Below are 23,991 nucleotides of genomic sequence, written 5' to 3' on the forward strand. Positions count from 1 at the left end.
ATAACAACACCAGGAGACCAGTATGAACTCCATCTTCGACAAGGGATTAGAGCCAACCGACGCCAATAACGCCACACTGACACCGCTGGATTTCCTGGCCCGCACGGCCAGCGTGTACCCGGAATACCCGGCGGTGATTCATGGTGCCACACGCCGCAACTGGCAGCAGACCTACGAGCGTTGTCGCCGCCTGGCGTCCGCGCTGGCTGACAAAGGTGTCGGCAAGGGCGACACCGTTGCTGCCATGCTGCCAAACATTCCGCCCATGCTGGAGTGTCATTTTGGCATCCCCATGTTGGGGGCAGTACTCAATGCCCTGAACACCCGCCTGGATGCTAAAGCCATCGCCTTCATGCTGGAGCACGGCGAGGCGAAAGTGCTGATTGCCGACCGGGAGTTTGGCGACGTCATCAACGAAGCCGTCGGCATGCTCGACAACCCGCCACAGGTGATTGACGTCAACGACCCCGAATTCAGTGGTGCCGGAACCCAGGTGAGCGATCTGGATTACGACGCTTTCGTGGCCAGCGGCGACCCGGCCTTTGACTGGCAAATGCCGGAAAATGAATGGGATGCGATTTCGCTGTGCTATACCTCCGGCACCACTGGTAACCCGAAAGGCGTGGTGTATCACCATCGCGGTGCCTATGAGAACGCCATGGGCAACCAGGCGGTGTGGTCGATGGGTATGCATCCGGTGTACCTGTGGACACTGCCGATGTTCCACTGCAATGGCTGGTGTTTCCCCTGGACCATCACCGCCTTTGCGGGTACCCATGTGTGCCTGCGTAAGGTAGAGCCGGAGAAAATCCTGCAGCTGATCAGCGAACACAAAGTCAGCCACATGTGCGGTGCGCCTATTGTACTGAACACCTTGCTGGGCGCTTCTGACGCCGCAAAATCCAGCTTCAGCCATACGGTTCAGGCAATGACCGCAGGTGCGGCACCTCCGGCAAAAGTCATCGAAGCCATCGAAAACATGGGCTTTCGCGTGACCCACGTTTACGGGCTTACCGAGGTGTACGGACCGGTCACGGTATGCGCCTGGAAGTCCGAATGGGATGACCTGCCGGTGGAAGACCGGGCCAGAATCAAGGCACGGCAGGGCGTTCGCTACCATACCCTGGCCGGCATGATGGTGGGTGACCCGGAAACCATGGAAGCGGTGCCGAAAGACGGCAACACCATCGGCGAGATCTTCCTGCGCGGCAACACAGTAATGAAGGGTTACCTGAAAAACCCCAAAGCCACCGAAGAGGCATTCCGCGGCGGCTGGTTCCACACCGGGGACCTGGCCGTCTGGCACGCGGATGGCTACGCGGAGATCAAGGACCGCTTGAAAGACATCATTATTTCCGGCGGCGAGAACATCTCCACCATTGAGGTGGAGGACATACTCTACCGTCATCCCGACATCCTCGAGGCCGCCGTGGTGGCAAGGCCGGACGAAAAGTGGGGCGAAACACCCTGCGCCTTCGTCACCCTCAAGCCCGAAGCAGGGGACGTCAGCGAAGACGACATCATCGCCTTCTGTCGGGAGCGACTGGCGAAGTTCAAAGTGCCCAAGACCATTGTGTTCAGCGAACTGCCGAAAACCTCCACCGGCAAGATCCAGAAGTTCGTGCTGCGGGACGACGCCAAAAACCTCTGACCGCGCGTTATAAACCCCGGGGCTGCCAGCGATGAAGCCCCGGGGTGTCATTTTTTATCAAATTTCCTGCCCGGTTATGTCATGGCGCTCAGACCGTGACTGCGACAGACTGACCGTTACCCAATCAAGGCCACACTAATCACCGACGGGAGACACCCATGACCAGCGCTGTTGATAAAGAAGAACTCGACATGTTCCGGGAGTCCGTCATCAAGGCCCTGGAAACCGAAGTAACGCCCCACTACGAAGAGTGGGAACACTCCGGCATCGTACCCCGGGAACTCTGGAACACCCTGGGCAACGCCGGCATGCTGTGCGTGGACGTACCCGAAGACTGGGGCGGCTGCGGTGCGCCCTTCCTGTACTCCGTCGTCGTGGGCGAAGAAATGGCCCGCATGGGCTTCGGCGCCCTGTCCACCAACGTCATGGTGCACTCCGACATCGTCGCCCCGTACCTCAGCCATATAGGCAACGAAGAACAGCGCCAGTACTGGTTGCCGAAAATGGTCTCCGGCGAAGCCGTGGGTGCCATCGCCATGACCGAACCTGGCGCCGGCAGCGATCTCCAGGCCATACGCACCAGCGCGGTGAAAGACGGGGACGACTACATCCTCAACGGCTCCAAAACCTTCATCACCAACGGCCAACACGCCGACATGGTCATCGTTGCCGCCAAAACCGACCCCAAGGCCGGTGCCCGTGGCATCAGCCTGTTCCTGGTCGACACCTCGTTGCCCGGTTACAGCAAAGGCCGCAACCTCGACAAAATCGGCCAGCACTCCGGCGACACCTCGGAACTCTTCTTCTCCGACATGCGCATCCCCGCCTCCGCGCTGCTGGGTGAAGAAGGCCAGGGCTTCATGTACCTGATGCGCGAACTCCCTCGCGAGCGCCTCGTCATCGGTGCGTTGGGTGTTGCTGCCGCCCGCGGCGCACTGGACCTGACCATCAACTACGCCCAGGAACGGGAACTGTTCGGCCAGAAACTGGCCCAACTGCAAAACACCCGCTTCGAAATCGCCCGCATGGAAACCGACTGCCGCGTTAACCGCGCCTTTGTCGACGAGTGCATTGCGTTGTACGAAAAAGGCGAACTCGACGCGCCCACAGCTTCCATGGCCAAGTACAGCGCCACGGAAATGCAGTGCCGGGTAGCCGACGGTTGTTTGCAGTTGTTCGGCGGTTACGGTTACACCAGCGAGTATCCGATTTCGAGAGCGTTTATCGACGCCAGAGTGCAGAGAATTTACGGCGGCACTTCGGAAGTGATGAAAGAAATCATCGCACGGTCGGTTTTAGGTAAGGCTTAATCAGAGGATTGAAGACATGAATAGCAACGATGTAGTCATCGCAGGATCAGCAAGAACTCCCATGGGCGGCATGATGGGCGATCTCAGCTCCGTGCGCTCCCCGGATCTCGGCGCCATCTCCATCAAGGCCGCCATCGAAAGAAGCGGCCTGCAACCCGCCGACATCCAGGAAGTCATCATGGGCTGCGTATTGCCAGGTGGCCTCGGCCAGGCACCCGCACGCCAGGCCTCCCGCGCCTCCGGCATCCCCGACTCCAGCGGCTGCACCACCGTCAACAAAATGTGCGGCTCCGGCATGCAAGCCGTCATCATGGCCCACGACCAGATCAAAGCCGGCACCAACAGCATCATGATCGCCGGCGGCATGGAAAATATGAGCCAGGCACCTTACCTGCTGCCAAAAGCCCGAGCCGGCATGCGCATGGGCCACGGGCAGGTCATGGATTCCATGTTCCTCGACGGCCTTGAAGACGCCTACGAAGGCGGCCTCATGGGCGTTTTCGCCCAGCGCACCGCCGACAAATACGACATCAGCCGCGAGGCCATGGACAACTTCGCCATCGCCTCCCTCGAGCGCTCCCTGTCGGCCATCAAGAACGGCGGATTCTCCGACGAAATCACCCCCGTGACCGTCTCCGGCCGTGGTGGCGACACCGTGGTGGATACCGACGAACAGCCCGGCAAAGCCAAACCCGAGAAAATTCCCCACCTCAAACCGGCCTTTGCCAAAGACGGCTCTGTCACCGCCGCCAACGCCAGCTCCATCAGCGACGGCGCCTCCGCGATGGTACTGGCCACCCGCGAAGAAGCCGAAAAGCGCGGCCTCACTCCCCAGGCCCGCATCGTCGCCCACGCGACACATGCCCGCCTGCCGGCCGAGTTCACCCTTGCGCCCATCGGTGCCATCGAAAAGGTACTGAAGAAAGCCGGCTGGAACCGCGACGACGTCGACCTGTTCGAAATCAACGAAGCGTTTGCCGTGGTTACCCTGGCCGCCATCAATGAGCTTGGGCTCGATGCCGACAAGGTCAACGTCCATGGCGGCGCCTGCGCCCTGGGTCACCCCATCGGCTCCTCAGGGTCGCGGATCATGGTCACCCTGATCAACGCCCTGAAGCAGCGTGGTCTCAAGCGCGGTGTGGCGTCCCTGTGTATCGGGGGCGGGGAAGGTACCGCTGTCGCGATCGAACTGCTGTAAGCGGAGAAAGAAGAACTACTGGTCCTGCTTGCGGTAGGCCAGTGGGCTGAGCCCGGTCCAGTGCTTGAAGGCACGGGAAAAAGCGCCGGGCTCGGTAAATCCCAGCTGTGATGAGATCTCCGACACCGTCAGGTTCTGCCGCGTGAGCATAATCACGGCCTGGTCCCGCCGCAGGTTGTCCTTGATCTTCTGGTAGGAACTGCCCTCCGCCTTCAGTTTGCGCGACAGGGTGTAGGCGGTCATATGCAGCTGCCCGGCGATCTGTTCCAGCGTGGGCAGGCGATCATCGTCCACGTTTTCCAGAATCTGCCGAACCTGGGTTGTCAGGCTGTCGTCCTCATCGGTCCAGATCAGCAGGTTGCGCGGAGACTTCTCAATAAAACCATCCAGTTCCTCCGGTGTTCGCGTCACCGGCATGTCCAGATAATTGTGGCTGAAAAACAGGCTGTTGCGGTCGCGGTTAAAGAAACACTGGCAGGGGAAAACAAACCGGTACTCGTCAAAGTGTCCGGGCAAATCATGCTGGAAGGTGGCGTGGCTGAGTACGATCTTGCGTCCGATCAGCCAGCCGATTAATCGGTGCCACACCATCAGTAGCCATTCCACCAGGAAGTTGTCCGGGTCCAGTTCCGGATGGCGGTGGGTGATGCTCAGCTCCACTTCATCGCCGCGGGTGTCCAGCTCAATCACCATGTCATCGGAGAACAGCCGGTAGCAGCGAATGCTCTGGCGGATCACCTCTTCCAGGTTGCTGCTGTGTACCACCAACGATCCCATCAGGTGAAAGTGCCCCACGCGGCAGGGCTGTGTGGTACGGCCCATGAACTCGTCATCCAGTTTGCCCCACACCAGCCGGAACAGGCGGATAAACTGTTCCGTGGGCACCCGTGCCCGTGGCGAGTGGATGAACTCTGGGTCGATGCCATTATTGCGAAGCAGTTCGTCGGAATAGCCACCGGCCTTCTCCAGGCCATAAAGAACGGCCCTGGCGTAATGAGAGGAGAAGGTCAGGTTCTTCATAGGTGGTGTTCAGGCTCTGCCGGCAATCAGGTTCATGGACTGTATCTTACGGACGGACAGAGCTGAAAGACATAGGCGTCAGAAACCATTAGCCGGTCAGCGATTATATAGAGCTTGGACCCTCTTTGAGCCCGACGCCGCCGATTTTCCAGTCATCACCATTCTTGACCATATGGTAGTGGGCGATCCAGCGTTTGCCCTCCGGCCCCAACAACCGTACCACCTGAATCTGGAAACCGGGGTGGGGTATGCGCTCCATGAACTCAATGGACGAGGCCCGGTGGACGGGCGCATAGGATAGCTTCACCATATCGTAGAACGACTCTATCGAGCCGGATTGCTGCTTGATGCCTTCCGAGGCATGGTCCCAGGCAGCTTGCCTGTCGTCATTGGCGAAGGCTTCAATCTGCGACAGGATCGTGTTCTGGATGGCGTCATCGATATTGTCGTCGTCGGCATGACCACCCACGGCCAAGACGGCGAAGAACAGGAATACCGATATTAGTGCAAAGGCGCGTTTCATCGAATAGCCTCCCGATGACAACAGTATAGGTGATACGCGGGAGAGGAAGCGCTGGATTCACTGGCAGCCGATGCGACCTCCGAAGGGCTGCAAAATCTTACAATGTCGATTTGGGCGGCATGTTATCTTTCGCCTGTTATACTTTTTCCAAAGCTCCTGACAGGTTTGAGGTTATGGCCGAGGGTACCAAACACCCCCAGAAACTGCTGTTGTTTTATCTGACCAATCAGAGGCCATTCGGCCTGGGCACCCTGAAAATCCGGGAAATCATGCCCTTTGTTCCGCTGACCAAGCTACCGCACAGCCATTCGGCGGTGATCGGTACCATGAGTTTTCGCGGCTCCGCCGTGCCGGTGATCGACATGGCTGCTGCCGTGGGTTACCAGCCGTTGACGGTGGAAGAACGCAAGACCGCTTCGATCATTGTGACCGATGTTCAGCGCCAGGAAATCGGGTTCCTTGTGCGCAGTGTGCGGAAAATCGTGGAAACCGAGTGGAAGAAGGTGATGCCCCCGCCGAAGAGTCTTGGCGACCGTGCCTTCATTACCGGCCTGGTGAATATCGATGATCAGATCGTGCAGTTGCTGGACGTGGAGCTGTTGCTGGCACGGGTGTACCCGGAGTCCGTAAACCCCCGGGAAGTCACGCTGACAGACGTTCAACGGGAAACTCTGAAAGGCCTGAATATCCTGCTGGTGGACGACTCCCAGGTGGCTCGCAAACAGCTCTCGGACGCCCTGGACAGCAAGGATGTGAGCTATTTTGTCACCACCAACGGGCAGGATGCACTGGACCTGATGCTGGACGCCAACCGCGATGGAAAGCCCATCAATATCCTGGTGAGCGACATCGAAATGCCCGGCCTGGACGGCTACGAGCTGACCTTCAATGTGAGGGACAGCGGCAACGCCCTGAAGCAGCCGTACATCATTCTGCATACCTCCCTGAACAGCGAAATGAGCGTGAGTTATGCCAAACAGGTGGGGGCAGACGAGGCATTGACCAAATTCGATGCCGAAGAGTTACTGCACGCCATGCTGCGCGGGGCAGAGCAGGGGTGAGGGTTACTGGTCGGGCGTTTCCACCAGCCTGGCACGGACCCTTGGTAGATGCGCCGGAAACTGCGCCTGTATAAAGGTGATCAACCCCTCGCGGATGGCGCAGCGGAGATTCCAGAGTGAGCTTGAGTCCCTGGCACTGAGCAGGAAGCGCACCTCGATATTGGCCTCGCCGGCTTCGGTCACCTGCACGATCCTGGTCTTCCCGTCCCAGTCCGGCGCCTGTTCCAGCAGCCTCTCAAACTCGGTTCGTAGTGGTTCGATAGGCATGGAATAATCGACGGTGATGAACACCGTTCCCATCATTTCAGTGTCGTTTCTCGACCAGTTCTGGAACGGGTTTTCGATAAACCATTGCAGCGGAACCACCAGCCGTCGCAAATCCCAGACCCTCAGCACCACGTAGGTGGCAGTGACTTCCTCCACCCAGCACCATTCGCCCTGCACATGCAGCACATCATCGATTCGGAACGGCTGGGTGAGGGCAATCTGCATGCCCGCCAACAGGTTGCCCAACACCGGTTTGGCGGCGAAGCCGAGAATAATGCCGCCAATGCCCGCCGAGGCCAGCAGGCTGCTGCCAAGATGACGAACCGGCTCGAACGTGACCAGTGCGGCGCCCAGGCCTACGATGACGATGAGAATGTTCAGCACCCTCACCAGGAAGCGCGTTTGTGTCTCCACTTTGCGGGCGCGTTTCCACTGGCCTTCCAGGACTGGATTCAGAGAGACGATGACGTCGCCGATGGCTGACGTGCAGCGCACCAGCGCCCAGGTGACCGCCACAATCAGCAGCAGCGTGGCGGCGTGGCGGAAGTGGTTGATCAGAGGCAGGTCCTGGGACGCCGCTTCCAGGATGGCGTTGAGCACCACCAGGGTAATGGCAATGCCCAGAGCGGTTGATGAGGCATCCAGGAACAGGCGGGGAACTGTTTTGCTGCGGGTTAAGCGTTGAACCGTTGCCAGCACACCCTTGTACACAAGAAAGGTGATAGCCATTGAGAGCAGGACGGTAACGCCCGGGCGCCACCAGGCTTCAAGGCCAGCCTTCAGCGTGTTCAGGGTTTCAAAATCAGTCATGGGCGATCGGCATTGAATCAGCGGGTGGGCCAGTCTGTTGTTGTCGTCAGTTTAAACTGCTTTTCAATGGCGTGATATGGTTGCGCTTCGTTCCTTGCTCCAAAATGCGTTTATGAAACTGATCCTCAGCCGTAAAGGCTTTGATTCCTCCGCAGGCGGCTGTCCCAGCCCGGTGTTCCCTGACAGGTCTTTCTATACCCTGCCGATCCCGGACTCGCGTTCCCGGATCACCTACCATGATATCCATCACGATGGTCTGAATGTTGGCAAGCTGGTGGCCGACCTGACCGGCAACCGGCGTGGTGGCGCCCGAAAGGCCCACCTCGACCCGGACCTGATCGCTGACGCTTATCCCCGGGAAACCGGCTGGCGGCCCTGCCTGGGGCAAACCGGCGCCGCACAGGGGCACCTCCGTAAACAGCAGGTGGGGGTGGGGGATCTGTTCCTGTTTTTCGGTCTGTTTCGGGACGTGGAAAAACAGGGCAGACGTTGGCAGTTTGTAAAACAGGCCCGCCCGTTTCACGGGCTGTGGGGCTGGCTCCAGATTGGCGATGTTTACCGCATTGATGAGTTGTCGGATAGTGACCTGCGGTGGGCCCGCTACCATCCACACTTCCATGGTCAGCCAGATGGTGGCAATACGCTCTATGTGGCCTCCGATGCCCTGCAGCTTGAGGGGCGATCAACCGGCCTTCCGGGTGCCGGGGTGTTTGGACGCCTGGAGGAGCGGCAACGCCTGACGGCACCGGATGCAGCTTCGACCACGCAATGGCGATTACCCGGGTGTTTCTATCCGGATTCGGCGGACACCGCGATGAGTTTTCACGGTAACCTCGCCCGCTGGTCCCGGGACGGGGAATACTGCACTCTGAAAAGTGCCTCGCGGGGGCAGGAGTTTGTGCTGGATACTAGTGGGTGTCCGGGTGTTGTTTCGTGGTTGAGGGAGATTCTATGAAAGTGATGCTATTGGGTGCCACTGGCCTGACCGGTGGCCAGGTGCTAAAGGGTCTGCTGGCGCGGGAAGACGTGTCATCGGTCGTCGCGCCCGTGCGTCGAGCGTTGCCGCTGAACCATGAAAAACTGCATCAGCAGGAAGTGGATTTCGACCGCCTGGATGAACACAGTGATCTGTTCGCGGTGGATGCCATCGTCTGTTGCCTGGGCACCACCATCAAGAAGGCCGGCTCTCGCGAGCAGTTCCGTAAAGTGGACTACGGTTACCCGATGAAAGCTGCGGAGCTTGGCCGGGCAAACGGTGCGCAGGTATTCGTGCTGATGTCTGCCATTGCCTCCTCATCGTCTTCCACCGTTTTCTACAATCGGGTGAAGGGTGAACTGGAAGACGGCATAAAGTCGCTGGGCTATCCCTGCCTGTCCATCTACCAACCCAGTCTGCTGCTGGGCGAACGCAGCGAGCAGCGCACCGCCGAAGCACTGGGCATAAAAGCCATGCCCCTCATCAACCGGGCGTTGATCGGCCCACTGGAAAAGTTTCGCGGTATTGAGGCGGTCACCGTGGCCAGGGCAATGGTCAATGAGGTGTCGGCGCTTGCTCAGCAGGCGCCCGCGCAATCGGCGGTTCGGGTACACGAGTACCCGGACATCAAGGCGTTGGCTGCCCAGGATGTAGCATCCTGACAGTCAGGATCCGTGGAACTCAGGGGGGCGCTTGGCCAGGAACGCGGCGACGCCTTCTGCGAAATCCCCGGTCCGGGTCAGTTCCAGGAACGCTTCCTTTTCGGCTTCCAGTTGGGCAGCCAACTGATCGCCACAGGCTCCGTCCGTAAGCCGTCGAAAGGCACCGAAGGCTCGGGTGGGGCCATTCGCGACGTTTCTCGTTATCTCAGTCACTCGTTTTTCAAAGTCGGCTTCCGGAACAGACTCAGTGATCATGCCCCAGTCCCTGGCTTCGGTCGCACTCAGGGTTCGGCCCAGCAGCATTAACTCGGCTGCCCGCCCAGCGCCGATCTTGTGGGCCAGGAACCAGCTACCACCACAGTCAGGAATGGCGCCAATGCCGTTGTAGGCCAGCAAAAACTTGGTGTCTTCCTGAGCAATGACAAGGTCCGCCATCAGTGCCAGGCTCAGCCCGGCACCAGCGGCAACCCCCTTGACCACCGCGATCACCGGGGCGTCCATGCTGCGTAACAGGAGGATGGCCGGGTTGACCGCACCCAGGATGGCGCTGACGGCTTTGCCCGCCTGTTCGGGAGAGCCGGTCATACTGGCGATATCCCCGCCCGCCATAAAAGCGCGCCCGGAGCCGGTCAGAACGATGCATCGAAGGCCTGACCGGTCTTTCAGTGCCTGAGCCTCCGCGAGAAAGGCTTCTGCCATGGGCACACTGATTGCATTCAGGGCTGCTGGCCGGTTGAAAGTCATCGTTGCGATGCTCGTATCGGCGTCGAATTCGGTGGTTACCAATGAGTCTGACATGGTTGATCTTTCTCTCATCGTAGTGGGCCATGGTTTCACTATTTGTTCAGCGCCCTTCGGTGTCTGACAGGTAACAGGGTAGAAGGGTTTGCCCAATGTTGCCTGAATGGACTACTTTTAATCTGGATCGGGGATCTCCCGATGACAAGAAAAAACAACAACGACAATCATCTTCGGGCGTGAGATGGGTACCAGCAGGGCGTGTTCGCGAGCCTGTCTGCCCGGCGCCAGGGGTGCCGGGAGGTAATGTGAGCATCCTTGAGATCAGTAACCTGTCTCTCTCATTTGGTGGCGTCAAGGCGCTGCAGGATGTCAGTTTCCATGTGCCTGAAAACACCGTCACGACCATTATCGGCCCGAACGGTGCGGGCAAGACCTCGCTTTTTAACTGCATCTCCGGCTTTTACAAACCGCAGCAGGGCACCATTCGCTACCATGGCCAAGAGTTGCCGGGCAGTATCAAGCCGCCGAAGCGAGCCGCCCTTGGCCTTGCCCGAACCTTCCAGAATATAGCCCTGTTCCGGGGTATGACCGTACTCGACAACATCAAGCTTGGCGCCCATGTGCACATGAAGAGCGGCCTGCTCAGTGCGCTGGTTTATTTCGGGCCGGCCCGGCGGGAGGAGATGGCTGTTCGCAGGCAAGTGGAAGAGCGGATTATCGACTTCCTGGAAATCGATCATATACGACGCCAGCCGGTGGCCAGCCTCTCTTACGGGCTTCAGAAACGGGTTGAGCTTGCGCGGGCCCTTGCCATGCAACCAAAGGTATTGATGCTGGATGAACCGGTGGCTGGCATGAACCGGGAAGAAAAGGAGGATATGGCCCGATTTATTCTGGATATCCGGGAAGAGTGGGGCATTACCGTGCTGATGGTAGAGCACGACATGGGCATGGTGATGGACATATCCGACCATATCGCGGTGCTGAATTTCGGCCAGGTTATCACCGAAGGCGTGCCGGCGGATGTTCAGAACAACCCCGAGGTGATCAAGGCTTATCTGGGCAACAGTGACATCGACAGTTTGCGAAGAAAGCTCAATCCAGAAGGGGAGGTTGCCTGATGGACTGGTTGTTCTTTGGTGAAATCAGCCTCGCCGGTTTGGCCATGGGCGGGCTTTACGCCCTTATCGCGCTGGGGTTTGTGATCATCTACAAAGCCACCCGGGTGATCAATTTTGCCATTGGCGAGATCATGATGTTTGCCGCCTATCTGTTCCTGGCCTTTGCTGGTGGCATGGAGTTGTCACCATGGATTGCCCTGCCGCTGGCGGTGGTCGGTGGCAGTATTCTGGGCGGTGTGATCGAGAAGACCATGATCCGGCCCATGCTGGGTGAGTCCCCCATTTCGGTGGTGATGGTCACCATCGGTATCGGCAGTATCCTGGTGGGCCTGGTGGAGTTCATCTGGACTGCCGATCCGCAGTTGTTGCCCCGTTTTCTGCCACGGGAGCCGGTGTTTATCGGCCCGCTCTACCTCGCTCCAAAAATTGCCTACGGCTTTCTGATCGGTTCGGCCCTGCTCATTATTTATCTGCTTTATTTCCGCTTCTCCCGGGGTGGCGTGGCCCTGAGGGCAACGGCCTCGGATCAGGCGGCGGCCTATTCCATGGGCATTAACGTGCGCCGGGTATTCAACATGGCCTGGGTGTTTGGTTCTCTTGCGGCATCGTTGGCCGGTGTGTTGGTGGCCGCCACCGGCGGACTTAGTCCGCAGTTCGGGATCATTGGTCTGAGTGTGCTGGTGGTGGTGATCGTTGGCGGCCTGGACAGCATTCTCGGTGCCCTGGTGGCTGGCGTGTTCATTGGCTGGCTGGAGACGGTTGCCGGTGCCTACCTCGGGGGCGAGTACCGTATGCCGGCAACGTTCCTGGTGTTGGCGGTGATCCTGGTTATCCGCCCCTATGGCCTTTTTGGCACCCACGAAATAGAGCGAGTGTAAGATGCGCATCGGTGACGCGAAACAGAGTTACGAGGCCGATGAGGCAATCTGGACCAGCCAGACCCAAAAGCTGTGGCTGGGTCTTTTCCTGCTGATTCTTGTGGTGTTCCCGTTTGCCGTCGACTCTTACCTGCTGTACCTGGGCTGCCTGGTTGGCATTGCCGTAATCAGCACCACCGGCCTGAACATCCTGACCGGCTTTACCGGGCTGATTTCCCTGGGGCAGGCGGGGTTCATGGGCGTTGGCGCCTACACGGTGGCCTGGCTGTCCATCAACACCGGCCTGCCGTTCCCGGTCACGCTGGTGCTGGCTGGGCTTATGGCTGCCGCCGTCGGGATTCTGGTGGGACTGCCCTCACTGCGTGTCAAAGGCCTGTATCTGGCCATTGCCACCCTGGCTGCGAGCGTGTTCCTGCACTTCATTTTTGCCGAGTGGGAATCCGTCACCGGTGGCATGGGTGGCCTGAGCCTGGAGCCAGCGCACCTGTTCGGGCTGACGTTCCAGAGTGATTTCATGATGTATTTCATCATCGTGCCGCTGGCGGTGCTGATGGTGCTGGCGGCCCGGAATGTGTTCCGGACACGAATCGGCAGGGCCTTTATTGCCATTCGAGACCGGGATATTTCCGCCGAGATTCTCGGCATTAACCTTCTGCGCTACAAACTGATGTCGTTCGCGCTCAGCTCGTTCTACGCCGGCGTGGCCGGTGGCCTGTTTGCCTATTTCTACCGTGTGGTTACCCCGGAGAGCTTTCCGCTTTCCATGTCCATTTTCTATCTGGCGGCGGTGATCGTGGGGGGTATGGGCAATCTGTTGGGGGGCATCCTCGGTGCTGCTTTCATGACCCTGGTGCCGGAAGCGCTGAAACTGCTGACGGCGGCCCTGACTCCGTTCTACCCCAACGCGCCCGTGTTCATGTCGCCGATGCTGGAAATCATCTTTGGCGCCCTGATCGTGGGCTTCCTGATTTTTGAACCTCATGGGCTTGCGGAAATCTGGCACCGTATCCGTCGCTTTTTCCGCCTCTGGCCGTTCCGGAATTAATGGTTCTCTCACGGGAACCCGTGCAACACCAACAACAAGAAGCCGCAAGGAGAATGAACATGTTCAGAAACATCCTCAAAAAAGGTCGCCGGCTTGCCGGGCTTGGTAGCCTGGTTGCTGCGCTGACAGTCGCCGCGCCGGTGATGTCACAGGACAAGGAGCCCGTCGTGTTTGGCGGCTCCATACCGCTCTCCGGCGTGTTCGCGTTTGCCGGTATTCACATCCACGCCGGTCTGACCGACTACACCAACTGGATCAACAGCCAGGGGGGCATCAATGGCCACCCGGTCGAGTATGTGATGGAAGACACCGCCTATGAGGTGGATCGTTCGGTGGCGGCCTTCAAGAAAATTTCCGGTAGCAGTTCCCCGGCTACCTATTACGGCGACAGCACCGGTTTCATGAAAGCCATCGCCTCTGAGCTCAATAGCCAGGGCAATACTCTGATGAGCGGGGCGTCGTTCGCGACCGCGCTGACGGATAACGAGCAATACCCTTACCAGTTCATTCCCGGCCCGAACTATAGCCAGATGTTCGGCATCATTCTGGAGTACATTGCCACTCAGGGTGAGGGCGGTGATATGCCAACGGTGGCCTTTGTCTACAGTGATACCGAATTCGGTAAAGACCCCATCGAAAACGGCAAAGCCCGCGCGGGCGAGCTGGGCATCGAGGTTGTCGAGGAAATCGTGACCAAGCCCGGCAGTGTGGATGTGTCCGCCGAGGTTTTGAAGCTTCGCCGGGTGCGACCGGACTTTGTGGTGTTCCATGGCTACGTACTGTCGCCGATCAACGAGTTCATGGTGCAGATGCGCCAGATGGGCCTCGATACCCAGTTCATGGGCACCTTCTGGTCCTCGGACAAACTGATCATCGACAAGATGGGAGCGGATGCCGATGGCTACATGGGCGTAATGCCCTACAACTATTACGACAGCGAGGAAAGCGGGCCCATGCTTGATGCCCTCCGTGCCCAGGCGGAGAAGAGCGATCCGGAAGCGGGCTACCGTCCCACCGGCTACATGCAGGGATGGTTCAATGCCATGGTCTGGACAGAAGTGGTCAAGCGCACGCTCGATGCGGGGAAAGAACTGACCGGAGACAACATGGCGGAATCTCTTGCCTCGATTGAGGACTGGGATACTGGCGGCATCATCGGCATTCCGGTCACCGTGCGGAACATGTCCTTCCCGGTCGGCCGGATCTGGCGGGTGAATGCTGAAGAAGGTCGTTATGAGCCGGTATCGGACTGGATTCACCTCGACTGAGGGGCTGTATGGAAGCCTTACTGGAAATCGATAATATCGAGGTGGTCTACAACAAGTCGGTGCAGGTTCTTCGGGGCCTGTCGCTGCGGGTGCCGGAGGGCGCCATTGTGGCGCTCCTCGGTTCCAATGGTGCGGGCAAATCCACCACGCTGAAGAGCGTCTCCGGCCTGCTGACTCTGGAAGACGGGGAGGTGACCGCCGGGGAGGTGCGTTTCCGGGGCCGGGATGTAAAGGGTACGCCTCCCGAAAAACTGGTGCGTAACGGACTCTTCCATGTCATGGAAGGCCGCCGTGTCTTTGAAGACCTCACGGTGGAGGAGAACTTGGTTGCCGCCACCTACGCACTCAGTGGCAGCAAGCCCTCGTTGAGTGACAGCTACGAGTTGGTCTATGACTATTTTCCGCGCCTGAGGGAACGCCGCAAGCAGTTGGCGGGTTACCTCTCCGGTGGCGAACAGCAGATGCTGGCTCTGGGCCGGGCGCTGATTGCCCAGCCGGACCTGATCATGCTTGATGAGCCGTCCCTGGGTCTGGCACCGCTGCTGGTGGAAGAGATTTTTACCATCGTGGCGCGGATCAACCGTGAACAGGGCACCGCGATTCTTCTGGTGGAGCAGAATGCGGCCGTGTCTCTGGCGATTGCCTCATACGGTTACATCATGGAGAACGGCAAAATCGTGATCGACGGGCCGGCGGACAAGCTCACGGCGAACGAGGACGTTCAGGAGTTCTACCTGGGTGTGGGCGGCAAGGAAGGTGAAGCCCGCAGTTACCGCGATATCAAGCACTATAAACGCCGTAAACGGTGGCTGTCATGACAACACCTTCCCTACCTGATCTGACCCTGACCCAGATGCTACGGGCCCATGCGCAAGAGCGGCCGGACGCCTTGGCCCTGCGTCAGAAAGACTTCGGTATCTGGCAGGCTTATTCCTGGCGGGACTACTACAATCGCGCCCGGCATTTTGGTCTTGGCCTCCGCGCCATGGGGTTGGAGGAGGGTGGCCATGTGGCCATCATCTCGGAAAATCGGGTGGAGTGGGTGATTGCCCAGATGGGGATTGGCATGGTTCGGGGCATCTGTGTTGGGGTGTACCCGACCAGTCCCTGGAATGAAGTGGCCTACGTTCTCGAACACAGCGATGCAAGCATTGTGGTGTGTGAGGATCAGGAGCAGACCGACAAGGTGCTGGAAGCCTGGCCCCAACTGCCCCAATTGAAGCACACCATTGCCATTGATATGAAAGGCCTTCGCTACTATCCAGAGCCCCCGGCGGCGTTCGAGGACATTGAGGCCAGAGGCCGGGAGTATGAAAAAGACCATCCCGGACTGGTGGATGAATTGCTGGATGGCCAGCGGATGGATGACACCGCCCTGATGATCTACACCTCCGGTTCCACCGGACGGCCGAAGGGCGCGATGATCAGTTGGGGCAATCTTCACGCTGCCGCTCCCGGTCTTATTGAATTGCTGCAGGCGGACGATCGCGGTTCCAGCCTTTCCTACCTGCCGCTGTGCCATGTGGCGGAGCAGGCGGTAACCAACATTGCGCCGGTTTACGCAGGCAGCTCCGTCAGCTTTGGCGAGAGCCTGCGGACCGTTCAGGAAGATTTGCGGGAAATTGCGCCGACCTTTTTCCTGGGCGTGCCCAGAATCTGGGAGAAGCTGCACTCCGCCATCTATATCAAGGTCCAGGAAACCGGGCGTTTCCGCCGGGCATTGTTCGATTGGGCCATCCGCGCGTGTTCGCCTATGGCGACCAAATCCCGGGCGCAGTGGAGCCTGAAAGAGAAAGGCCTTTACAGTCTCAGTTACTGGCTGGTGTTCCGGGCCCTGCAGAATTTCATTGGCCTGCGCCGATGTGCCATCGCGATGACCGGAGCGGCCCCCATTTCCACCGGGATTCTGGAATTCTTCCGGACCATTGGTGTTCCGCTGCTGGAAGTCTATGGCCAGACGGAAAGTACCGGCGTGGCAACCGCACAGCCGGTGGATGACGTGCAGCTGGGAACCGTGGGTGTCGCGATTGCCGGCGTTGAGGTCAAACTCGGTGATCAGAACGAGATCATTATGCGCGGTGGCAGCATGTTCAAGGGCTACTACAAGAGCGACGCGGCGACTGCTTCTACCCTGAAAGACGGCTGGCTGCATACCGGCGACGTAGGCGAGTGGCGGAATGGCCAGCTCAAGATTGTCGACCGGCTGAAAGACATCATGATCACCGCCGGCGGCAAGAACCTGTCGCCGACGGAGATTGAGAACACCATCAAGGCCAGCCCCTATATCAAGGAATGCATTGTGATCGGTGAGGCCCGGAAATACGTTTCCGCCCTGATACAGATCGATTTTGACACGGTGGCCAAGTGGGCCGAGCAGCAACGGATTGCCTATACCACCTTCCGCAGCCTGACAGAACAGGCGCGGGTGAACGAACTGATCCAGGCCGAGGTGAGCAAGGGTAATGACCAGTTACCCCAAGTGGCACAGATCAAGCGTTTCCACCTGCTCACCAAAGAGCTCGACCATGACGACGATGAAGTGACAGCCACCATGAAGGTGCGCAGAAGCAACATCTATGAGAAGTATACGGATGTCATCGAGTCACTTTACGTTTGAACAAACCCGCGCTCTGCGACATGCCTCCAGCGCCTTGAGGGCGTCGATTTTCAGTGGGAGATTGAGCGCCCACTGAATATCCGTCCTCTCGAAGCCGATGTCCTCCAGCATCTCGTCATCTTCCTTCAGCAAAGGCAGGAACAGGCGACGAAAATGGTGCCTGCGCCGGAAGATTCTGACCCAGAACTCAACCGTTGCCATGAACGCCAGTGGCGGGGTGGCCGGCATGTAAAGCTCCAGCTCCGGGGGCTTGGCGGGGGCGTCTGGACGAAGCTGGGGGCGGCGAAAATCCTGATAATGGCTCATCGTTTCAATCTCCAGTTCAGTCATCAGTATGGGTGCCCTCGCGTGTTTGCGGGGGCATAGTTATCAGCATGCAACGTCACCTTTGATCAAACAAACGAAAAGATTTAACATCTGGGTTAAGAAAAATTGAAAGGTGGCTTATGAACAGTACCGAACTTGCGCCCAACCGCGAGGTTGGCCCGCTACTGGATACCGACGTATTGAGAACCTTCGTGGCCATTGCCGAGAGTGGAAGTTTCACCCGGGCCGCGAAGCAGGTTTTTCGCACCCCTTCGGCCCTGAGCATGCAGATCAAACGGCTCGAGGAAATTCTCGGTCATGTACTTTTTGTGCGCGAAGCCCGTCGCGTCCGGCTGACGCCCGAGGGAGAAGTGTTGCTGGGGTATGGCCGGCGACTGCTGCGATTGAACGAGGAGGCTATCCGGCAGTTCCTCTCTCCCGTTTTGGAAGGCCGGGTCAGTTTGGGCACTTCAGACGATGTGGGCAGCCGTATCCTGCCGGGCGTACTGGCGCAGTTCGCGCGCTCGTATCCGGCGGTTCAGGTGGATGTGGTGGTTGGCTCCAGTCAGCAGAACCTGGACCGGCTCGATGCGGGAGAGCTGGATATGGTGCTGGTCACCATTGGCAATGAGGGGCAGGAGCGACGCGGTGAAGTTGTACACACCGAACCGTTGGTGTGGGCCGGCCGCGAAGGGGGTGTCGCTGCCAACCGGTCACCCCTGCCGGTGGCGCTTGCCAGCCATGGTTGCGTATGGCGCCGGGCAGCGCTGACGGCCCTGGATGACGCCCATATTTCCTATCGGGTTGCCTACACCTGCGATAATTGCTTCGGCCAGGAAGCGGCGATGTTGTCGGACCTGGCGGTTGCACCGTTCCCCGTCAGCCTGGTGCGCCCGCCGCTACGAAAACTCGACAGGGAAGGGCTGCCGGCGCTGGCGGAGTATCAGATCGCACTCGTGCGAAGTGGCAGCAATCCGGTCAACGATGCGCTGGCGGGGCATGTGAAGGATGCGTTTCTGGATTGGAGGTGATCTCCGGAGATCTCTTGGTCTCAAGATGGTCATATCGCTAAACATGTAATGTAATTGTTTCTTACAGTTCGTTGCCTTAACTGTACCTTAAGCTACTTATTTCCCCGATGGGTTGAGCATATATTGAGCAATGTGCTGCTTCATCCATCAGGGAGAGAATGTCATGTTTGGGCGCCATCGTATTGCGGAATTGACGGATCAGTTAACGGTCTCCAGGGGCGAACAGGAGAGGATTCAGCAAACCCTGAATGCCATTGCCTCCCAGATCGGGTATATCGAGTTCAGCCCTTCGGGAATTGTAGAGTCTGCCAATGATATCCTGCTATCCATTGTCGGGTACGAGCGCCAGGAGGTCATTGGCAAGCACCACCGGGCGCTGTGTGACTCAAGCTATACGGCGTCGTTGGAATACCAGCACTTCTGGGAGGATCTCGGGCGCGGTATCAAGAAACAGGGCACATTCCCCCGCTTTGCCAAGGATGGTCGGCGTGTCTGGCTGGAGGCCACCTATTTCCCCGTCACCGATGAGGACGGGAAAGTCTTCAAGGTCATCAAACTGGCAACAGACGCGACTGCCGCCCAGGACAAAGTGGCGGATGATACCGCCATGCTTGATGCCCTCGACCGCTACATGGCCGTCATCAAGTTCACGCCCGACGGCACGATACTGGAGGCCAACGAGAACTTCCTGGCCACCACCGGCTACGCCAAGGACGAGATCATCCATCAGCACCACAGGATGTTCTGCTTTAATGATTTCTATCGCGATAACCCTGACTTCTGGAAGCGGTTGGCCCGTGGTGAGAGTTTTTCAGGGCAGTTTGAGCGCAGGGACAGGAACGGCAAGAGTATCTGGCTGGAAGCCACCTACAGCCCTGTGCTGGATGCTGGCGGGCAGGTATACAAGGTGATCAAATTCGCCTCGGACATTACCGCGCGGGTGAACAACGCCCGCGAGGCAGCCGACGTGGCTGCCGCCACTTCCGAGGAAACCTCACAGATTGCGGCTGAAGCTACCCGTGCCCTCAACCTTGCGGTGGAAACCTCGGCATCGGCTCTGGCTGAGGTGGCCAGCGCCACGGAGGTAAGCCGGGATCTGGAAACCCAGGCCGAGCAGATTGGCAGTATTGTCAGCACCATTCGCTCTGTGGCTGAGCAGACCAACCTGTTGGCCCTGAACGCTGCCATCGAAGCCGCCCGCGCCGGCGAAATGGGGCGGGGGTTCGCAGTGGTAGCCGACGAGGTACGTAAACTGGCTGCAAAGACCGCTGAATCCCTGGAAGAAATTTCCACGGTAGTGGGCAAGAACAGCCACTTGATCGAGTCCCTGCGCGCGAACATGGACGGGGTATCGACGCTGTCACGTCGCAGTTCGGATGAAATATCGGGTATTGCTACCGGCATTCAGCAGGTGGAGAAGGGTATGACGGATCTGGCGGCTGTGGTGGCGCGGTTAAGTAGCGAGGGGTGATCTGTTTCGGAGATGGGGTTGAAATCCTGGTGTATCGACAGAACGTGTAAGCGCATAAGTCGGCTGAACCAGGAGAGCAAATGGAATACATAAGCCCCATCAGCAGCGCCGTCATGGCGGTTATCTGGATCGTCTATTTTCAGTTGTTCCTGATCCAGTATCAGCGTAATAACCGCCCCTATATGGTTATTCACCATGCCCAGAACGAGAACCCGGACGCCCTGTGTCTGCTGGTGAATATGGGCAAGGAAACCATCCATGTGCAGTGTGTGCAGGTGGTGCTGAAAACCCGTAGCGGTGAGGAGAGAACCCTGACCGTTACCGAGTATCGCCGGGTTGGGGCAGACGACAGCAATGTACACCAGGTATTGCGGCAGGGGCCGTTGCAGCCCGGCGGGTACCTGGTGTTGGGTTCATTTCGCAACATTATCCTGGGGCGCCGAAGTGACGATAGCGACAGTGACAGCGACTACCTGTTCGAGGATGTGACTGCTGTAGAAATTCGGGCCGCAGTGGTTCACGGCCCCAGCCGCTATGCCGTGGGTGTACGCCGGCGTTTCTGGCTAAGACATGACGGTGCATCGGAAATTTTCCCCCGCGATATCCACAGTGAACAGCTCAACCGCAGGCGTCACCGGCATGAAGTGCGCCGTTGGCTGGAAACGGAGCTGTGCCCTCAGTAGCCGTGATCAGTTCGGGCCAGAATACGGCGAGAGGGTCAGTGTCACTGAGTGTTTTTCGCCTTTTGCCGTTTGAGAAAGTCCACTTTCCATTGCTCCATGCCAAAGTACTCGGTGCCAATGTTGGCCTCTACCCGATGCTTGGCCTTGATCGCCGCGACCTGTTCGTGGCGCTCCTCAAGAAAACTGTCGAAGCGTGGCAGCAAATCCCCATGCCTGATCGTTGAAAGCCGGTAGGCGCTTCGGGTATGCGGGAGATTGGGGTCGAACACGAGAACGCCCGGCCTTACCCGAACATTGTTGATATGGTGCAGGGCGACCACCACATTGTAGTAAGCGCCATCGCTGTTCTTCAGCAACGCCTGGTGAATCATTTCGGGCAGGCTGTCGCTGGGTACGGGGAGTATCTGTGAGGCCTCGATCTTTTCCTCGTATCCCCGGGCCGTCCAGCCATCGACAAGGCCGATGCGTTTGAGGTGGTCCCCGTCCAGGCCGAGTCGCCGCGGAGACACCAGAACGCCGTCAACATACTCCACGATGGGGCGGCTGTAGCTGATCCTGTCCTCGGTTTTTGCCGCACGGGCCCAGTCGGGATGATCCGGGTATTTGAAGTCCACCTCGCCTTCAACGAGGGCCGGCATCAATTCATCGACCGGCAAGGGTTTGTAGATGAAGGTTACGCCGGCATGTTCGGCGAAAAGGTCCAGTAGTTCACGGGCGAAGCCGCTGTATTGGCCTTGTTCGTCAACCCCGTAATGGGGCAGGAAGTTTCCCTGTTCCACTCCAACCACGTATGTCTGCGCAGTTGCCTGGGCGGTCAAGGCAAACAGCAGGCAGGCGGCGAATATCTGTTTCACTGATGGCTCCCTCTAGTTAGTCGTTGTTGGATGAGCTGTATAGCGCCCGAATCTTTTCTTCATTAAGTCAGTCTTCACGGTCGAGCCGGAACGCTTTCATTTGAGCTTCAAGCTTTTCCGCCATCGCACGTAATTCTTCAATTTCACGGCTGGCTGCCGTCATGTCCTCACTCGAACGTGCACTGAGATGAGAGATGTCCTGAACGTTTGAGCTGATTTCCTCGGTGACGGAGCTCTGTTCTTCGGTTGCTGCAGCCACCTGGTGGCTCATCTCTACAATCCGGTCCACGTTTTCGCCGATTCCATCCAGAGCTTTGCCCATGCTGGCGGAGGTACTGACGGTTTCTTCGGTGGCTTTCTCGCTTGTGGCCATCGTCTCGACCGCACGCTCGGAGCCCTCCTGCAAACGCTCGATAATGGTTCGAATTTGCTTGGTCGATGATTGTGTCTTCTGTGCAAGGCTGCGAACTTCGTCAGCGACCACCGAGAATCCACGCCCATGTTCACCGGCCCGGGCTGCTTCTATGGCTGCGTTCAAGGCCAGTAGATTGGTCTGATCGGATATGGCATTGATCACTTCGATCACCTGGCCAATATCCCGCGCTTCGGTAGCCAACTGCTGGATCGCCGAGGCCGATTCGCGGATGTTACTCGCCATTCCCTCGACTTGGGCGATGGAACGCGACATGCCTTCACGAATGTCACTGGCGCTGTTGCCGACCTGCTCCAGCTGGTTTGCCGTTTCCGTAGCGCTTTTGGCAATCTCCTGAACCGTGGCTTCCATCTCGCACACCGCCGTGGCGACGGAATCCGTCAGGCTGCTTTGTTCCTTGGCTCGGTCGGTGTTGGCCGTCATCACGGTGGAGGTTTGCTCGACAAATGCCTTGAGCCGGATTGCCGTCTCCAGAAGCCCCCGAACCATCTCTCGTTGTGCCCCGACAAACTGGTTAAACCCGGTCGCCAATTGGCCCAGCTCGTCTTTGCGTTCAACCGCCAGTTCCTGGGTGAGATCGCCGCCACCCTTGGCAATTTCGGTCAACGCCCGAGTGATTTTCGTCAGTGGCTTCGTCATGCGAGTGGCGACCAAAGCTATGATGCCGAGGAAAACAAGAGCCACGAGGACGCCGACGAGCAAGGAGGTCTGGTTGGCCCGGCTGGCTTCGCCGTAAATCTCGGTAGACGGAACCTCTACAACGACACGCCAGTCCGTGATCGACAGAGGCAGGCTGGCGGCGATGAAGCGACGGCCATCTCGATCAAACTCGGTCAGGTGGTATGTCGGGTCTTTCAACAGTTCGGCGGCCGCCGTTGGAGAAATAACCTTCGATAGGGGCTGATCTGTTTGCTGCAGGTCAGGATGAATGTTGACCTGGCCGGTTTCAGACACCAGGTAAACGATACCGGTTTCACCAAAGCGGAATTCCCTGATTCGCTCCGCCATCTGATCAAGCCCGATTCCAACGCCGGTTACTGCGATAGCCTCGCCGCCATCCTCCATGCGGGCATTGATGAAGAGGGTGGGTTTACCCGTTGCTTTGTCCACGTCCAGCGACAGATCCATGGTCTCGCCGCTTTCCAGGAAATTATAGAACCAGCGGTCCGCCTGGGGAGTCACCACCCTGTCGATGCCCTGATGGGTGTAGTAGTTGCCCGTGTTTACCGACACGAAGTGTGCGGAGGCGGCCTCCTGGCTGCGCCTGACCCCCTCGAGATACCGGGTGGCGGGGGCGAGCCCCTGCTGTGGTTCGTTGTCACCGATCCACTCTTTGAGGTAGCTGTTCCCCGCAATCAGCCGTGACGCTGTGATAGGCGCCTGGAGGTCACGCTCAACGGAATTTGCTATGGCCTCCAGGCTGGATGGCAGGGCGGAGTTGAGCAGGTATCGATCAAGAAGCCCGCGCATCTGGACGATATTAAGGGAAACCAACAGCAACGTGCTGGCAAGCAGTGCTGCCCCCATTCCGATGATTAGCTTTAGGCGAATGCTCATGGATACTCCAGTGCGATGGCTTCAGTGGTTAATGGGGCAATCCACTTTTCAAAGGCGATTCACGGATGAGGTGATCGCCTCAATGCCAGCCTTGGCTATCCGCACATCCTGATCGGGTTTGACGCCGGAGACTCCCACGCTTCCGGCCACCTGATCGTCCAGGATCACCGGCACGCCGCCGGCGAGAAGCCCCTGGAGCGGTGCTGAAAGAAAAGCATGTCGCCCATTGTTGATCATGTCTTCGAAAATCTGTGTCTCTTTTCGACCCATGGCGGCGCTACGGGCCTTTTCCATGGCGACATGCGCGGTGAATGGCGCCGTTGCGTCCAGCCGACGCAGCCCCAGGACATGGCCGCCATCGTCCGCTACCGCGATGGTCACCGGCCAGCCGTTGGCGTCGGCCTCTTTCTGAGCCGCGTCGAGAATCAGATTGACGTCTGTTAAGCCTAGCACTGGTTTTGTTTTCATCGAGTTATCCTTGGTTTATCGCTGGGAAACATGGCCGTTC

The 23,991-nt window shown here is 58.5% G+C and carries 23 protein-coding genes; 15 read left to right on the forward strand and 8 right to left on the reverse strand.

What is annotated here, in order from left to right:
* Positions 1–22: 22 nt before the first annotated feature.
* The 3 genes from JJO78_RS03685 to JJO78_RS03695 all read left to right on the forward strand — a co-directional run bounded on the left by JJO78_RS03685 (position 23) and on the right by JJO78_RS03695 (position 4,159).
* Positions 23–1,651, forward strand: coding sequence for an acyl-CoA synthetase (locus tag JJO78_RS03685; RefSeq protein ID WP_273622794.1), 1,629 nt, complete (start codon positions 23–25; stop codon positions 1,649–1,651).
* A gap of 158 nt (positions 1,652–1,809) precedes the next feature.
* The gene (locus JJO78_RS03690; RefSeq protein ID WP_036202699.1) at positions 1,810–2,961 is read left to right on the forward strand and encodes an acyl-CoA dehydrogenase family protein; all 1,152 of its coding nucleotides are present in this window, start codon (positions 1,810–1,812) and stop codon (positions 2,959–2,961) included.
* A gap of 16 nt (positions 2,962–2,977) precedes the next feature.
* Positions 2,978–4,159, forward strand: a complete 1,182-nt coding sequence (locus JJO78_RS03695) for a thiolase family protein (RefSeq protein ID WP_036202703.1) — start codon at positions 2,978–2,980, stop codon at positions 4,157–4,159.
* Between the two features lie 15 nt (positions 4,160–4,174).
* Here JJO78_RS03695 and JJO78_RS03700 read toward each other — a convergent pair whose 3' ends face one another.
* Entirely contained in the window at positions 4,175–5,179 is a 1,005-nt protein-coding gene (locus JJO78_RS03700; RefSeq protein WP_041334426.1) for an AraC family transcriptional regulator, read from the reverse strand.
* A 103-nt stretch (positions 5,180–5,282) separates the two neighbouring features.
* Positions 5,283–5,702: a DUF4864 domain-containing protein gene (locus tag JJO78_RS03705; protein ID WP_041334429.1), complete on the reverse strand. Its 420-nt coding sequence runs from the start codon at positions 5,700–5,702 to the stop codon at positions 5,283–5,285.
* A 173-nt stretch (positions 5,703–5,875) separates the two neighbouring features.
* On the opposite strand from JJO78_RS03705, the gene JJO78_RS03710 reads away from it, so the two are divergent.
* Entirely contained in the window at positions 5,876–6,763 is an 888-nt protein-coding gene (locus JJO78_RS03710; RefSeq protein ID WP_075195355.1) for a chemotaxis protein, read from the forward strand.
* 3 nt (positions 6,764–6,766) lie between these two features.
* Here the strand turns inward: JJO78_RS03710 and JJO78_RS03715 are convergent, their stop codons facing one another.
* Positions 6,767–7,840 (reverse strand): mechanosensitive ion channel family protein, encoded by a 1,074-nt coding sequence (locus JJO78_RS03715; RefSeq protein ID WP_273622797.1) that lies wholly within the window; start codon positions 7,838–7,840, stop codon positions 6,767–6,769.
* A gap of 112 nt (positions 7,841–7,952) precedes the next feature.
* Between JJO78_RS03715 and JJO78_RS03720 the strand changes: the two genes are divergently transcribed.
* Positions 7,953–8,795 carry a hypothetical protein gene (locus tag JJO78_RS03720; protein WP_169052541.1) on the forward strand — a complete coding sequence of 281 codons (843 nt, stop codon included), beginning with the start codon at positions 7,953–7,955 and terminating at the stop codon, positions 8,793–8,795.
* A complete protein-coding gene (locus JJO78_RS03725; protein WP_273622798.1) occupies positions 8,792–9,478 on the forward strand; it encodes an NAD-dependent epimerase/dehydratase family protein in 687 nt (228 codons plus the stop codon). The genes JJO78_RS03720 and JJO78_RS03725 overlap by 4 nt, the downstream gene beginning before the upstream one ends.
* A gap of 3 nt (positions 9,479–9,481) precedes the next feature.
* Here the strand turns inward: JJO78_RS03725 and JJO78_RS03730 are convergent, their stop codons facing one another.
* Positions 9,482–10,276: an enoyl-CoA hydratase/isomerase family protein gene (locus JJO78_RS03730; RefSeq protein WP_273622799.1), complete on the reverse strand. Its 795-nt coding sequence runs from the start codon at positions 10,274–10,276 to the stop codon at positions 9,482–9,484.
* Between the two features lie 248 nt (positions 10,277–10,524).
* On the opposite strand from JJO78_RS03730, the gene JJO78_RS03735 reads away from it, so the two are divergent.
* Genes JJO78_RS03735 through JJO78_RS03760 form a run of 6 tightly spaced genes read left to right on the forward strand, consistent with a single transcriptional unit; the run spans position 10,525 to position 17,148 of the window.
* Positions 10,525–11,340 carry an ABC transporter ATP-binding protein gene (locus JJO78_RS03735; protein ID WP_273622800.1) on the forward strand — a complete coding sequence of 272 codons (816 nt, stop codon included), beginning with the start codon at positions 10,525–10,527 and terminating at the stop codon, positions 11,338–11,340.
* Positions 11,340–12,218 (forward strand): branched-chain amino acid ABC transporter permease, encoded by an 879-nt coding sequence (locus JJO78_RS03740; protein WP_273622801.1) that lies wholly within the window; start codon positions 11,340–11,342, stop codon positions 12,216–12,218. The genes JJO78_RS03735 and JJO78_RS03740 overlap by 1 nt, the downstream gene beginning before the upstream one ends.
* 1 nt (position 12,219) lies before the next feature.
* Positions 12,220–13,263, forward strand: coding sequence for a branched-chain amino acid ABC transporter permease (locus JJO78_RS03745; RefSeq protein WP_041334440.1), 1,044 nt, complete (start codon positions 12,220–12,222; stop codon positions 13,261–13,263).
* A 59-nt stretch (positions 13,264–13,322) separates the two neighbouring features.
* Positions 13,323–14,531 (forward strand): ABC transporter substrate-binding protein, encoded by a 1,209-nt coding sequence (locus JJO78_RS03750; RefSeq protein WP_085681786.1) that lies wholly within the window; start codon positions 13,323–13,325, stop codon positions 14,529–14,531.
* Between the two features lie 8 nt (positions 14,532–14,539).
* The gene (locus tag JJO78_RS03755) at positions 14,540–15,349 is read left to right on the forward strand and encodes an ABC transporter ATP-binding protein (protein ID WP_036202733.1); all 810 of its coding nucleotides are present in this window, start codon (positions 14,540–14,542) and stop codon (positions 15,347–15,349) included.
* Positions 15,346–17,148, forward strand: coding sequence for an AMP-dependent synthetase/ligase (locus JJO78_RS03760; RefSeq protein ID WP_273622803.1), 1,803 nt, complete (start codon positions 15,346–15,348; stop codon positions 17,146–17,148). Before JJO78_RS03755 ends, JJO78_RS03760 begins: the two co-directional genes overlap by 4 nt.
* Here JJO78_RS03760 and JJO78_RS03765 read toward each other — a convergent pair.
* Positions 17,134–17,478 carry a hypothetical protein gene (locus JJO78_RS03765; protein ID WP_273622804.1) on the reverse strand — a complete coding sequence of 115 codons (345 nt, stop codon included), beginning with the start codon at positions 17,476–17,478 and terminating at the stop codon, positions 17,134–17,136. The two genes, JJO78_RS03760 and JJO78_RS03765, sit on opposite strands and share 15 nt — an antisense overlap.
* A 116-nt stretch (positions 17,479–17,594) precedes the next feature.
* Between JJO78_RS03765 and JJO78_RS03770 the strand changes: the two genes are divergently transcribed.
* From JJO78_RS03770 to JJO78_RS03780, 3 genes are all read left to right on the forward strand, one after another.
* Entirely contained in the window at positions 17,595–18,485 is an 891-nt protein-coding gene (locus JJO78_RS03770) for a LysR family transcriptional regulator (RefSeq protein WP_075195350.1), read from the forward strand.
* A gap of 163 nt (positions 18,486–18,648) precedes the next feature.
* Positions 18,649–19,956 carry a methyl-accepting chemotaxis protein gene (locus JJO78_RS03775; RefSeq protein WP_273622805.1) on the forward strand — a complete coding sequence of 436 codons (1,308 nt, stop codon included), beginning with the start codon at positions 18,649–18,651 and terminating at the stop codon, positions 19,954–19,956.
* An 80-nt stretch (positions 19,957–20,036) separates the two neighbouring features.
* Complete coding sequence (locus tag JJO78_RS03780; protein ID WP_075195348.1) at positions 20,037–20,639, forward strand: hypothetical protein; 603 nt, start codon at positions 20,037–20,039, stop codon at positions 20,637–20,639.
* A gap of 41 nt (positions 20,640–20,680) precedes the next feature.
* On the opposite strand, the gene JJO78_RS03785 is transcribed toward JJO78_RS03780, so the two are convergent.
* The 3 genes from JJO78_RS03785 to JJO78_RS03795 form a co-directional block, all read right to left on the reverse strand.
* Positions 20,681–21,493 (reverse strand): substrate-binding periplasmic protein, encoded by an 813-nt coding sequence (locus JJO78_RS03785; RefSeq protein ID WP_075195347.1) that lies wholly within the window; start codon positions 21,491–21,493, stop codon positions 20,681–20,683.
* Positions 21,494–21,560: 67 nt separating this feature from the next.
* Positions 21,561–23,483, reverse strand: coding sequence for a methyl-accepting chemotaxis protein (locus JJO78_RS03790; protein ID WP_075195346.1), 1,923 nt, complete (start codon positions 23,481–23,483; stop codon positions 21,561–21,563).
* Positions 23,484–23,531: 48 nt separating this feature from the next.
* Entirely contained in the window at positions 23,532–23,951 is a 420-nt protein-coding gene (locus JJO78_RS03795; RefSeq protein ID WP_075195345.1) for a GlcG/HbpS family heme-binding protein, read from the reverse strand.
* Positions 23,952–23,991 lie beyond the last annotated feature (40 nt).

The sequence above is a fragment of the Marinobacter sp. DS40M6 genome, assembly GCF_028581595.1.
Classification (GTDB): domain Bacteria; phylum Pseudomonadota; class Gammaproteobacteria; order Pseudomonadales; family Oleiphilaceae; genus Marinobacter; species Marinobacter salarius.